This is a genomic window from Nocardia sp. NPDC060255 (assembly GCF_042727395.1).
In the GTDB taxonomy this organism is placed as follows: Bacteria; Actinomycetota; Actinomycetes; order Mycobacteriales; family Mycobacteriaceae; genus Nocardia.
In genome coordinates, this window is record NZ_JBHXAU010000024.1 from 111,854 (window position 1) to 124,583 (window position 12,730).

The 12,730-nt window shown below is 67.6% G+C and carries 9 protein-coding genes; 6 read left to right on the forward strand and 3 right to left on the reverse strand.

Annotated elements, in window-relative coordinates:
* The first annotated feature begins 102 nt into the window (after positions 1 to 102).
* On the forward strand, positions 103 to 1,239 hold the full coding sequence (gene proB / locus ACFWF1_RS34055; protein WP_379282451.1) for a glutamate 5-kinase: 1,137 nt from the start codon (positions 103 to 105) through the stop codon (positions 1,237 to 1,239).
* 330 nt (positions 1,240 to 1,569) lie between these two features.
* On the opposite strand, the gene ACFWF1_RS34060 is transcribed toward proB, so the two are convergent.
* The 3 genes from ACFWF1_RS34060 to ACFWF1_RS34070 form a co-directional block, all read right to left on the reverse strand.
* Positions 1,570 to 2,688 (reverse strand): hypothetical protein, encoded by a 1,119-nt coding sequence (locus ACFWF1_RS34060; RefSeq protein WP_379282452.1) that lies wholly within the window; start codon positions 2,686 to 2,688, stop codon positions 1,570 to 1,572.
* The gene (locus ACFWF1_RS34065; protein ID WP_379282453.1) at positions 2,685 to 3,059 is read right to left on the reverse strand and encodes a hypothetical protein; all 375 of its coding nucleotides are present in this window, start codon (positions 3,057 to 3,059) and stop codon (positions 2,685 to 2,687) included. Before ACFWF1_RS34065 ends, ACFWF1_RS34060 begins: the two co-directional genes overlap by 4 nt.
* Positions 3,060 to 3,145: 86 nt before the next feature.
* The gene (locus tag ACFWF1_RS34070; RefSeq protein WP_379282454.1) at positions 3,146 to 3,850 is read right to left on the reverse strand and encodes an ESX secretion-associated protein EspG; all 705 of its coding nucleotides are present in this window, start codon (positions 3,848 to 3,850) and stop codon (positions 3,146 to 3,148) included.
* Positions 3,851 to 4,073: 223 nt separating this feature from the next.
* On the opposite strand from ACFWF1_RS34070, the gene ACFWF1_RS34075 reads away from it, so the two are divergent.
* The 5 genes from ACFWF1_RS34075 to ACFWF1_RS34095 all read left to right on the forward strand — a co-directional run bounded on the left by ACFWF1_RS34075 (position 4,074) and on the right by ACFWF1_RS34095 (position 12,728).
* The gene (locus ACFWF1_RS34075) at positions 4,074 to 6,770 is read left to right on the forward strand and encodes a phosphoenolpyruvate synthase (protein WP_379282455.1); all 2,697 of its coding nucleotides are present in this window, start codon (positions 4,074 to 4,076) and stop codon (positions 6,768 to 6,770) included.
* Positions 6,760 to 10,305, forward strand: a complete 3,546-nt coding sequence (locus tag ACFWF1_RS34080; RefSeq protein ID WP_379282457.1) for an AMP-binding protein — start codon at positions 6,760 to 6,762, stop codon at positions 10,303 to 10,305. Before ACFWF1_RS34075 ends, ACFWF1_RS34080 begins: the two co-directional genes overlap by 11 nt.
* Entirely contained in the window at positions 10,302 to 10,568 is a 267-nt protein-coding gene (locus ACFWF1_RS34085; protein ID WP_379282458.1) for an acyl carrier protein, read from the forward strand. The genes ACFWF1_RS34080 and ACFWF1_RS34085 overlap by 4 nt, the downstream gene beginning before the upstream one ends.
* 151 nt (positions 10,569 to 10,719) lie before the next feature.
* Positions 10,720 to 11,811, forward strand: a complete 1,092-nt coding sequence (locus ACFWF1_RS34090) for an SDR family oxidoreductase (RefSeq protein WP_379282459.1) — start codon at positions 10,720 to 10,722, stop codon at positions 11,809 to 11,811.
* A complete protein-coding gene (locus ACFWF1_RS34095) occupies positions 11,808 to 12,728 on the forward strand; it encodes a nucleoside-diphosphate kinase (RefSeq protein WP_379282460.1) in 921 nt (306 codons plus the stop codon). Before ACFWF1_RS34090 ends, ACFWF1_RS34095 begins: the two co-directional genes overlap by 4 nt.
* The last annotated feature ends 2 nt before the right edge of the window (positions 12,729 to 12,730 follow it).

Below are 12,730 nucleotides of genomic sequence, written 5' to 3' on the forward strand. Positions count from 1 at the left end.
GGTGGCGGTTGGGCCGGTGACTGCGGGGGCAACTTCGGTCGAGCCGGTGACGGTAGGTTTGGTGTCGGCGAGTTCTATTGCTGCGCAGGGAGTTCGATTGCGATGACAGTGAGTTCTGGTGCTACCGAGTCGGATTCGGGTCTGAGTGAAGCTCGGCTGGCGATCGCGTCGGCCCGGCGGGTCGTGGTGAAGATCGGGTCGTCGGCGCTGACCAGCTTGAAGGGCGGGCTCGATATGGCACGCCTCGATCTGCTCGCTGATGCGGTGGAGGCGCGGATGCGCGCGGGATCCGATGTGGTGGTGGTGTCTTCGGGCGCGATCGGTGCGGGGATCGCGCCGCTCGGACTGAGCAGCCGCCCCCGCGATCTGGCCACCAAACAGGCTGCTGCCAGCGTCGGTCAGCTCGCACTGGCGCACGCGTGGGGCACCTCGTTCGCCCGTTATGGCCGCACGGTCGGCCAAGTGCTGTTGAGCGCGGACGATTTCGCCCGCCGCGAGAATCATCGCAACGCACAGCGCACACTGGACCGCCTTCGTTCCCTCGGCGCGATCGCCGTGGTGAACGAAAACGACACTGTCGCAACGGAAGAGATCCGCTTCGGCGACAACGACCGCCTCGCCGCCCTGGTCGCCCACCTCGTCGGCGCCGATGCCCTCGTCCTGCTCTCCGACGTCGAAGGCCTCTACGACGGCGACCCACGCAAGGGCGCAGCGACTTTCATCCCCGAGGTACACGGCAGCGCCGACCTGGACGGCGTAATAGCAGGCAGCGGTGGCGCTCTCGGCACCGGCGGCATGGCATCCAAGCTCTCCGCCGCCCGCCTGGCCGCCGACGCAGGCGTCCCCGTCCTCCTCGCCGCAGCCACCTCCGCCGCAGATGCCCTCACCACCGGCACCGTCGGCACCGCCTTCGCCCCCCGCCCAACCCGCCTGTCCGCCCGCAAGTTCTGGGTCCGCCACGCCGCCGACAGCCGAGGCGCCCTCCTGATAGACGACGGCGCCGCAACCGCAGTAGCCAACCGCCGCTCCCTACTAGCAGCAGGCATCACCGCCCTACGAGGCCGCTTCTACGGCGGCGACGTAGTAGACCTAATCACCACCACCAACCGCCTGGTAGCCCGCGGCGTAGTTGCCTACGACAGCACCGAACTAACCACCATGCTCGGCCACACCACCGCCGACCTCCCAGAAACCATGCAACGCCCAGTAATCCACGCCGACGACCTCGTCAACATCTAACCCACCCACTTCACGTACGAAGCATCCACTCGACGCAGCCTGCAACCTACGTGTGGGCGCGTCGTGTGGCGTACCCGGCTGTAGGCGCGCGTCAGGTGCGTGATGTCGTGTTGCTGAGGTGGTCATCTGCTGTGGTGGCGTTGAGAGAGTTTTCACGATCGAGCAGAGTCGAATGGTTGTTGGTGAAGATCGTTTAGTGACCATATGACTCTGCTCGATGCTCGTGTTGTGTGCCGCGCCCGGCTTTGGGCGCATGTCATGTGCGCGATGTCCCTGGCGGGGGCAAGGGGCTCAGTTAAGTTGCGCGCTAATGGATTTGGCACGCGTCAATTACTTCTGTGAGGGCACAACTCCGGGTTGGTTTGTGGTGGAGGGGGGTTGCTGTTGGTCTTCTGCTGGGATCGGGCCTGTGACGCCTGGTTGGCCGCCTGGATCTGGCAGGGGGACAGGCGGTTGCACCGGGCCGGGGGGCGGAGCTGGTTGCGCCGGGGGTGGTGGTGGAGGCGCGTGCTCGGTCGACGGTGGGGGAGGCGTCTGCTGAGTTGGTGGAGGCGGTGGTGCCTGTTGTGGTGGCGGAGCAGGTGCCGGTTGCGTCGTCGGCGGAGCCTGCTGAGGCGGCGGGGCCTGCTGGGTCGGCGGTGCGTCAGGGGTCGGCGGTGCGGGCGGGGGTGGCTGGTGGGTCGGTGGGGCCTGCTGTGTGGTCGGCGGTGGTGTCGGCTGTGGGTCGGGGACCGGGTGTGGCGGCGTTGTAGTGCTTGGCGGCGCTTGGGATTCCGGAACCGATGGGGCGGGGGTCGGGGGGTGACCGTTCGGCTGGGCCGGTGGGCTCTGTGGCGGCGTGTACTCGGGCACAGTCGGTGGTGCAGGGCGACGTTGTTGTGGGGCAGTGGGGGCGGGCTTGACTTCGGCCGAGGCCTCTGGCGGGGCGGGCAGCGCCGGAACGGCTTTGCCTGCCATCCCATACGCCGGTTTGTACACCATGTTCATCGCCAGTACGGCTTCCTGCCGCAGTGCTTCCTCGGCCATCTTCGCGTCGATGACGTGCGCGGCCTCGAGCAGTCGCGCTACCGCGCCGATCGGCCCGGACGAGCCGGGCGGTGCGACCGCGATCTTGACCGCCTCGGCTGCCGCGGCTACTCCGCCGAGCCTGGCGCCCACTTGCCCCATGACCGCGGCGAGTTCATCCGCCGAGGCCGCGAAGCTCCGGATGCTGGCGAACGCGGCGTCGGCCGTCGCGCCCTTCCATTCCATCGAGTTCATCACTCGGTCCACGCTGCCGCGGGTGAGCGGGAACGAGGTGCTGAGCGTGCCTGCCACCTCCAGCCACGCGACCGAGGCACGCAGGACCTGTGCCGCGTCGATCTGCTGGGTCTTGGCGTAGATCTCTTCGTGGCGCATCGACTCGAAATGTTCCATCGAGCTGATGTAGTCGGGATCGTTTCCGGTCATCGCGGCAGCCTCGATGCGACGGCGCGCAGGGCGGCGGCGTTGGCGGCGTCTGCTTCTTCTAGTAATCCGCCGCTGATCAGGAAGGCTTCTTTCATCCGGTAGGCGGCCTCGATGTAGTGATCCAGCAACGTAGCGGCATCCCGTGCTTTGTGATTGAACCCGGCCTGTAATTGTTGCGCCGACACGAATCCGCCGAATCCGCCCAGTTCCGCGGCGGTTTCGAGGCGTTGCTGCAGTTGGATCAGTCGTTCGGCCTGCTGGTCGTACATCTCGGCGCACCGTCGCGCCGCGGCCGGATCGAATTGGACGGTGCCTGCCTGGGCCGCTTGCTTGAACCGGACGATATCGGCTCGGCTGGTCTCGATCGTCATCGCACACCCCTGAGATGGTCGGTCAGCCTCAGACTAGCCCGTGGCCGCTGCCGCGGGCAGCAGTGGTTATCGGTCGGCATCGGAATTCACGGCTGGATGCGCTTCTGCAGTTGCGCGCCGATCTGTTCGGCCGAGGCGGGCGTGATGTGGACTTCCTTGCCCGCCCTGATCAGGTAACGTCCGTCGCCTTTGACGTCGAACCAGGTGTAGTGGATCGGCGGCGCCGGCGTGGGCTGGTCCAGTGCGGGCTCGATCCGGATATGTCCTTCCGCGCTGTGCGGTTTCAGCAGCAGCTTGCGGATGCGTGGTGCCGTCGGCTGCCGTGCGACCACCGTCTCCTCGTCCCGGACGGCGTCCGTCGGCGCGACCCGCGCGGGTTCCCGGCCGGGCGGTGCGTCGGGCAGCAGACCGGCGATCCGGGTGCCCAGCTTGCCGCTGTGCCCGATCGAGAGACGAACGCGCCCGCCGAAATCCGGCGTCGAGCCGGGCTCCTGCACCGCGAGCACGGCCCGATCGAAGATCGCGGCGGCGAGCAGCCTGATCTCACTGCCCGGCGTGTGCGTGCCACCGATCGCGACGATCCTGGTGTGCGGTGCGGCGAGAATGCGCAGGCAGGCGCTGAGATCGGGGTCGGCGCGCAGCGGCAGCCGTTCGTTCAGCGTCGCGCGCAGCCGGTCGGCCTCGTCCTCGGTGCGCGGCGTCTCCAGGATGCGCAGCGGATACGGGTGCCGGTCCTGGTCGGTTTCGCGCCAGAGGTGGGCGAACTCGTCCGGAGTGAAGGTCCAACTCACCGCCCGAATCACATCCTCACGACACACCACCGAAACTGCTTTGTAGCTTAACGGTCGTCGCTCGCTGGGGCGGTTGCCGCACCGAGCACCTAGGATTGTGGGCTAACACTGCGGTGAATTCTCGGATATATCCATACAACCCCTTATGTTTGCTCGTTTGCTCGGCTCGACGGGTCGGAGCGCTGTGCTGCGACACGATGATCAGGGGTGATGGGAGCATGCCGTGCAGGTGCTTGGACCGTGGACCGATATCGCGACGATCGCCGCCGTCGGCGGCGGTAAAGCGCGCGGCCTGCACCGCCTGCGGCAGTGCGGGTTTCGGGTCCCGGACTGGACCGTGCTCGGCACCGACGTCTTCGCGCGATTCACCGCGGAGACCGATCTCCTGCGAAAAGTGACCGAGGTCACACAGCTGGATGACCTGGATGCGACACTCGTCGCCGCTGCCGCGTTGCGTGCCGAGATCGTCGCGGCGCCGCTGCCCGCCGAGGTTTGTGAGCTGATCGCCGACACCTACGCGCGGCTCGGCGGCCCGATCGCGGTGCGCTCGTCGGTCGTCGCCGAGGACGGCCCTGAGCACTCGTACGCGGGCCAGTTCGATTCCTTTCTGAACGTCAACGGCATCGACGCGGTGCTCGACCGGGTGCGCGACTGCTGGGCGTCGGCGTTCTCGGAACGATCGCTGCGCTATGCCTTCGCCAACAAAGAGCCGAGGGCGGGCGCGGTCGCCGTTGTGCTGCAACGGTTGATCGCGGCGCGGGCCAGCGGCGTGCTGTTCACGGCCAACCCGATCAGCGGCGCGCGCGACGAACTGGTCATCAGCGCGGTCTACGGGCTCGGTGAGGGCCTGGTGTCGGGTGCGGTGGACGCCGACTCGGTGGTGGTCGACAAATCCTCCGGCGCGGTGCTGGAAACCGTACTGGGGGACAAGGATCGGTCGTATGTGGTCGAAGGCGAGCAGGGTTACACGATCAGCGATATCGACCCGGCACGTCGCGAACTGCCCGCGCTGACCGACGCGGAGATCGCCGAGGTCGCCGAACTGGGCCGCAAGGTGGAGGCCGAGTTCGACGCCCCGCAGGACGTGGAATGGGCGATCGACGATGACGGGCTCTGGTTCCTGCAGTCGCGCCCGATCACCACCGCGCTCGGTGCTCGGCCCGGCGCGATCATCCGCGGCGCGGGCGAGGCGGTTCCGGACGGCGAACAGCGAATCTGGGACAACTCCAACATCATCGAGAGTTTCAACGGCCTCACTTCCCCGCTGACCTACACCACCGCCGCCGACATCTACGGCCGGGTGTATCACGGTTACGCGAAATCCCTACGAGTCCCCGACGCGCAACTGCGGCAGACCGAGCGATGGACTCCGGTGCTACTCGGCTACTTTCACGGCCGCGTCTACTACAACCTGCTGCACTGGTACCGCATGGTGGGCATCGCGCCGGGCTACCCGCTGAACCGCAAGGTGCTGGAGGCCGCGCTCGGTGTGGACGAGCCGCTGGCCGACGAGGTCGCGAAGACGTTGCGCCCGTTCACTTTTGGCAATCCGTTGAGTCGACTGCGGTCGCGCTCGCTGACCACCTTCACGTATCTGCGTCGATTGTTCGGCATCGACGACATCGTCGGACAGTTCATGACCGACTTCTATCGCGTCTACGACGAATACGACGCGATCGACTACACCGCCCTGTCCGGCGCGGAAGCCTACGCGGCCTACCGAAAAGTCGATCGCGACCTGGTCGAACGCTGGGGCCCGTTGATGGTGCTCGACGCAATCCTGCTGACCTGCACCGGATTGATGTTCCTACTGACCAAGCTGCTGCTGCCGAAAGCGCCGGAGTGGTTCCTGTACGCGGTGGTCGGCCCCGGCGCCGATGTCGAATCCGCCGAACCCGCCCGCGCGATGAAGTCGCTCGCCGACGCGGCGCGCATCGATCCTGAACTGACCGCCCTGGTGAATTCGACCGCGCCGGAACAGATCTACCCGGCACTCGCGGACCACCCGGACTTCCGCGACAAGGTCGACGACTACATCGATCGCTACGGCTACCGAAGCCTCGACGAACTCAAACTGGAAACACCGGACCTGCGCGAAGATCCGGCAGGCCTGTTCGTCATGCTGCGCAGCGCATTGCCCGACGCACCGCTCGGCCACCACGACGAGGCCGAGGAATACCTCGGCACCCACCTGCACGGCTTCCGCCGCCGAATCTATGAACGGTTGCGCGGCAGGGTTTCTCGCTGCGCTGCGCACCGTGAGCGACTCCGGTTCTGCCGGACCAGGGCTTTCGGCATGGTCAAGCGGATGATCCGAGTGATGGGCCGCGACCTGGCCGAGCGCGGCGTCATCGACGAGTTCTCCGACGTGTTCTACCTGACCGTGCAGGAGCTGCGCGGCTGCTACGACGGCGCCGACACCGCGGACCTGTGCGACCTCGTCGGCACACGAAAAGCGCAGCGCGCCAAGGACGCCGGACTGGTCGCGCCGGCCAGGTTCGTCACCACCGGGGCGACGTTCGGCCGCGCCGAGCTGGCCGGGCAGGGCTGGGTGCCGATCACCGATACTCCGGCGGCCGAAGCCGGGACGGTGTTCACCGGCACCCCGTCGGCCTCCGGGATCGTCGAGGGGACCGCCGTCGTCGTCGACGAGCCGCGCGACGTGGCGGGCGGCATTCTGGTGGCATATCGGACCGATCCCGGCTGGGTGGCCGCGCTGCCCTCGGCGTCGGCGCTGGTCATCGAGCGTGGCAGCCCGCTCACCCATGTCGCGATCGTGGCGCGGGAACTCGGGGTGCCGACGGTGGTCCAGGTCAAGGACGTGACCAAAAAGGTACGGACCAGTATGCGGATTCGGGTCGATGGCACACACGGAACGGTTACTGTGCTGGCCGAAGGAGATGTCCGCGATGGATCATGACAAAGACGTTGCGGCCGTACGTGATTGGCTAGCCGACCCGGCCGGGCAGGCTGGGATCCACTTGGCCGACGAGGCCGACGGCTGGGCGTATCGAAGCTATCCCGAACTGGCCGAACAGACCTGGTCGATCGCCGCCCTCATGCGGCAGCACGGGATGGGCAGCGGCGACGGCGCCTGCGTGATCATGCCGACCGGGTTCCCCTGCGTCGCGGCGTTCTACGCGGTCTGGGCGTGCGGCGGAGTGTTCACGCCGGTCGCGCCGCCGATGTTCGGCGACCTGGACCAGATCATCGCCCACATCGCCGCGATCCTGGTCCAGGCGAAGCCGCGACTGGTGGTCACCTCGATCGAATTCGAGCAGCTCGTGCGGCAGGCGGCGACGGCGGCGGGCCGCACCGACGAACCGCTGGTGATCGACGCGTCCACGCTGCGCCCGTGCCCGCCCGAGCAGCGCGTGTTCGGCGAGCCCGACGAATGCGCGCTGCTGCAATTCACCTCCGGCTCCACCGCCGCCCCGCGCGGCGTGCGGGTGAGCTGGCACAACCTGGCCAACAACATCGCGATGATCTCCGCGCTGATCGAGTGGTGCGACGGCGAGGCGATGGTGTCCTGGCTGCCGCTGTATCACGACATGGGTCTGGTCGGCGCGTTCCTCACCACCGTCACCAACCAGGGCGATCTGTACCTGATGCGGCCGGACCAGTTCGTGCGCGAGCCCGCGCGCTGGCTGCGCGCGATGGCGCACGCCCAGCACTCGCCGTCGCCGTCGTTCGCGCTCGGCTATGTGGCGCATCGGGTTTCGCCGGCGGAGATCGCCGACCTCGACCTGTCCGGTTGGCGCACGCTCGCCGTCGGTTCCGAGCCGGTCGAGGTGGCCGACCTCCAGTCGTTCGCGAACCTCACCGGCCCCCTTGGCTTTTCGATGAGCGCCTACACGCTGGCCTACGGGTTGGCCGAGTCGACGCTGATGGTGACCTCCTCGGCGCGGCATCGCCCGATCACCGCCCTGCGCATCGACACCCCGACGCTGCGTTTCGGCGAACCCGTCACCATCCTCGACCGGGAGTTGCTCGACGACACCCATCGCGTCGACGGCGCGGGCTGGATCACCGGTCTCGGTTACTCGACAGCCGAATCCACAGTGACGGTGGTCGATGCGGACGGGCACGAACTGCCGGACGGCACGCTCGGCGAGATGGTGGTGGTCGGCGACTCGGTGGCGCTCGGCTACTCCGACGATTCGGACGGTGCGTCGACGAGGATCGCCGGCGGCAAGCTGTACTCCGGCGATGCCGGATTCCTGCACCGCGGTGAGGTATTCGTGCTCGGCCGGATGGGGTCGAGTGTGAAGGTGCGCGGGCGTTCGGTGTTCATGGAGGACATCGAGTCCCGTGTTGCGCAAGAAACCGGGATCACCAAGGGCAAACTCGCGGCCGTCGCGATCACCGAACCGGGCGAGCAGGGTATCGCGTTGTTCGCCGAGTCCAAGCCGGGTGACTGGATTCCGGAGGCGCGCAAGATCATTCGTGGCGAGTTGGGGCCTGCGCAGACGGTCACCATCGTCACCGGTCCGCGTGGCATCATTCGGCGCACGTCGAGTGGTAAGCCGCGTCGCCGGTACATGTGGGAGCAGTTCCGCAGTGGGGCATTGGCGGACGCGGTTGTGCACGCGGCAGAGGACCCTTCCAGCGAAACGCTTCGTCATTCCGGCGAAAGCGGGAATCGAGTCGTGCCTGACGACGTGACTCGGATCCGTCGTTCGCCTGGAAGGCAGCAGGCTCGGATCGCAGACGATGCGCCCGTGCCGACGCTGACCGCCGAGCGGGTCGGTCAGTTGCTCGACGCCGCGCTGGAAAGCGTGGCAATTCCATCGAATTCGACCGTGCTGTTCGAGGGATCGCTGGCCGAGGGCTTCGGGAACGAAGGCTCCGACGTCGATCTCCTGGTACTCGCACCCGGCGATGAGGAACTACCCACGCTGCCGACCGTGCTGTTCATCGACGGCCGCCGGGTCGAGGTGCGTACTCGCTCGGAGTCCCAACTCCGGCGGCAGCTCGAACAGGTGGCGAAAGCCGCCACCGTGACCGAGCTCGACGAGGATCTGCCCAACCGGTGCCAGCGATTCCTGCGGGCGACAGTAGTCCGATCAGGCACTCCGGATGTCGACGAATTGCGCACGCTGCTACCACATTCCACGTTCACGACACTGGTCGCGGACTGGTGGACCGCCCGAGCCGAGCAGGCTCTGCGATATGCCATCGCGCTGCGCACACTGAAGTCGCGCGACGAGGCGATCGACTGGGCACGCAACGGCCTCCTGCAGGCCATCAAGGGCTGGGCCGCCCGGCGCGGCGAAAGCTACCTCGAAACCAAATGGCTGCCACAGCAACTGGATCGGATCGGCAGTGACGAACTCATCGACCGTTACCGCGATCTCAGCGATCCGGGGGCATGGGCGGGCGGCGATTCGACACGGACCTATGGCGACGCGCTGCCCGGCGTGCTCGGTGACGCGAAGGCGCGGGCCCTGTCCGAGCAGGCGACCTGGGCGCAAGTCTTCGAACTCGCCACCGACCTCGGTGTCGAGGGTGTCATCGACGATCCCGACCAGCTGCTGTTCGCGCGAGTGCCCGGCGTCACCACCTGGGCCATCGGCCAGCGCGTGCACGTGATCCGCGGCGACAGTGACGTTTTCGTCCTCTCGGACAGCGGTGCCCGCGCGTGGCGCTCGGTGGTGTTCCGCCATTCCCTCGCCGCGGTACTGGGCCGCCAGCAGCACGACAGTACCGCCGAACTGGCCGAGTTCCTCCGGCTGGGCTTCGTCGGATTGCAGTGGCGCCGTGGCGAAGTCCTGACACCGGCACTGGCCATGTGCAAACCGGTGCGCCCGTACACGCCGGTGGCGTCCACGCTGGCCCCCGCCCTCGGTGTCACCGGTGCCGCACGCGACGACGCGATCGCGACCCTCTCACCGCTGCCCGCGCGCCGGTTCACCGAGTGCGCGATGAGCCTGGTGTGGTCGAACATCGTGCTGGAGAACGCTCGTGAAGACCTGGCGGGTGCGGTCAAGAACGATCAGGGCGCCGTTGCCGATATCGCCGCGCACCGAATGATCGCGATGGGCGTGCGGGTCGTGTTGTCCGCCTTCGGCATTCACCCGCTGCCTGCCGACGTCGCACCGTCGGCCACCCTCCGCCGGCTGCTGCCCTCGCACGCCCTGCGTCGCGACGACCTGCTCGCGCGACTGGATGCGGCTCGGCAGGTGCGGTTCTCGGCGATCGATGACACCGCCACCGGCCTCGCGGTCCTCGACGACTTCGTCACGCTGGTGCGCTCGGTCGCCGCGGATCCCGACGCCACGAACTTCCCCGCCTCGTTCGACTCCCGCGACCAGTGGCGGCGCACCCTGGCCATCGGCTACGACTGGCTGCGTATCGCAGGCTATCTCGACACCGACCTGCCGCTCGACGAGGCCCGCGACCTGCTGACCTCCGGCGGACAGCAACCACACCTACGCGACGGGGCACAGTCATGACCGCCGTCGCCGCCGAGGTGGCAGAGCGGGTACGCAAGCTGGTGCACGCCATGGCACCTGATCCCCAGGCCTCGACCGGCGATAGCCGACGACTCATCGAGGACATGGGTTTCGACTCACTGCGCTTGATGGAACTGACCGTCGTGCTGGAGCGGTCGTTCGGGCTGCCGCGCTACAAGCCTGAGCAATTGCTCGGCGTTCGCAGGGTGGGTGAGGTCATCGATCTGGTCACAGCCTCGTTGGCTGCGGGAGACCAGCCATGAGCGAATTCCAGCGAGTGGGCCACACGTGCAATACAACCCCCGCGCATCGTGGAACCGAGCTTCAGCGTGGTGGCGCCGCGAGCGCGCGTGAGCGAGTGCTCCGTAGTGGATCTCCGCGTATGACGGAGCCGAGTGTCAGTGCGGTGGCGTCATGAGCGCGCGCGACACCGTATTGGTCACCGGTGCAACGGGACTCGTCGGCGCGGAGGTGGTGGCTCGGCTGGCCGCCGCGAGCCGCCCGGTCGCCGCTGTGCTGCACAGCAATTCGTCGATCGTCCGCAACGACGGCACCGTCCTCGGCGCGGGCAGCCCGGTCGCGGGCGACATCCGTGGCCCCGGATTCGGCCTGTCCCAGCGTGATTCCGCCGACCTGTCCGAACGCGTCGGCATGATCGTGCACTGCGCGGCCACGACGGCGTTCGACGCCGGTGATACGGACTACCACGAACTCAACGTGCAGGGCACCGCCAACGCGGTCGCGCTGGCCCAGGCCTGGGATATCCCGCTCGTGCACGTCAGCACGGCCTACGTGTGCGGGCGGCGCGGCGGCGTCATCGGCGAGGACGAGCTCGACGCGGGCCAGTCTTTCGGAAACGGCTACGAGGAGAGCAAGTTCCGCGCCGAACAACTGGTGCGGGCGGCGGGGGAGCAGGGCATGCGCTGGGCCATCGTCCGGCCGGGCATCGTGACCGGCGCGACCGGCACCGGCGTGATCCGCGAGTACAAGAACCTCTACACCGTCGTCAAGCTCATGGTCGAGGGCAAGCTGCGCTCGCTGCCCGGCCGCTACGACGCGACGCTCTCGCTGGCGCCGATCGATCACGTCGCCGACGTGATCGCCGCGGTCGTACTGGATTTCGACTCCGCCACCCACCGCACCTTCCACGCGCTCGGTCAGGACACGCTGTCGCTGCGCGAGGTGTCCGATGTGCTCGCCGAATACCCTTCGTTCGAGGTGGCGACGTTCGTGCCCGCGGCGACTTTCCGCGAGGACGATCTCGGCGCCATCGAGCGGGAGTACTACCGGCGCATCGGCTCGCTCTACACCAGCTACTTCGAGCGGCGGCTCACCTTCGACACGGCGAATGCCGAAGTGCTGCTCGGCAAACCACCACCATCGACCGGCAAGGAGTATCTGCGGGTGCTGCTGGACTACTGCCTGGAATCCGGGTACCTCGGCGTGCCGTTGCCGTCGATCGAAGAAGTGCTGGCAGGCAATGACTCCGGCGGGGCGGAACGGTGAACGCCCCGCTGCGCGAGCTGCTCACCGCGCTGACACCGCAGCAGGAAAAGGTGACGGCCTACGTCGACGACACCTACCTGCGGGAGACCGCCGACCAACTCGACCGCCTCGGTGTCGATGCCGCGAAATTCGCCAGAGAGCACTCGATGCTGCTGCTCAAGCCGGACGCGATCGTCGCACGGTCCGTCGATCCGACGCTGAAATGGCTGGCGGACAATGACTTCCGAGTGGTATCCGCCTTCCGGGTCGCGGCCGACCGGCATTTTGCCCGCGCACTCTGGTACTTCGCCTGGAACATCGCCTCACCCGAACGCAGGCGCCTGGCCGATCTGCTCGTCGGCATTTCGGACGTGCTGGTGCTCGTCGTGCGCGGCGCCGACGCGGAACTCCCTGTCTCCGTGCGTCTTACCGAAGCCAAGGGTGCCACCGACCCCCGTAAACGCAAGCCCGGCGAGCTGCGCTATCTGCTCGGCCGCCACAGCTATCTGCTGAATCTGGTGCATTCGCCCGACGATCCCGCCGACGTGCTGCGGGAGCTCGCCATTTACTTGGACGAGCATCATCGGGCGCGGGTGATCGCGGAGGCAGGCGAGGGCGTCGATCGCTCGCCCGCGGCCCTCTCGATCGCGAACGACCTGTACGCGCAGGCCCCCGCGCGCAGCTTCGACCGTGCCGCCGCGGTCGAGCGAATCCTGCGCGATCTGGCGGCGGCCGGTGCCCCGGCCGATCCCGCCTTCGACCCACAGGCGGACGCGGACTGTGCGCGACTGCTGTATTCCGCCTGGGCCGACGGGCGGGAACTCGATCCGTGGTCGGTGATCGTGCTCGGGTCCTATGTACTCCCGATGCGGGCCGGCACGCAGCCGCAAACGCTGCGACCGGTGACCGCGACAGACTGGCTGGAGGGACGACCGTGACG

What these genes read in the sequence shown, in the direction of transcription:
- ACFWF1_RS34065 (WP_379282453.1), bottom strand. Translation starts at nt 3,059, where the DNA reads ATGACGATCGAGACCAGCCGAGCCGATATCGTCCGGTTCAAGCAAGCG.
- proB (WP_379282451.1), top strand. Translation starts at nt 103, where the DNA reads ATGACAGTGAGTTCTGGTGCTACCGAGTCGGATTCGGGTCTGAGTGAA.
- ACFWF1_RS34080 (WP_379282457.1), top strand. Translation starts at nt 6,760, where the DNA reads ATGGATCATGACAAAGACGTTGCGGCCGTACGTGATTGGCTAGCCGAC.
- ACFWF1_RS34060 (WP_379282452.1), bottom strand. Translation starts at nt 2,688, where the DNA reads ATGACCGGAAACGATCCCGACTACATCAGCTCGATGGAACATTTCGAG.
- ACFWF1_RS34090 (WP_379282459.1), top strand. Translation starts at nt 10,720, where the DNA reads ATGAGCGCGCGCGACACCGTATTGGTCACCGGTGCAACGGGACTCGTC.
- ACFWF1_RS34085 (WP_379282458.1), top strand. Translation starts at nt 10,302, where the DNA reads ATGACCGCCGTCGCCGCCGAGGTGGCAGAGCGGGTACGCAAGCTGGTG.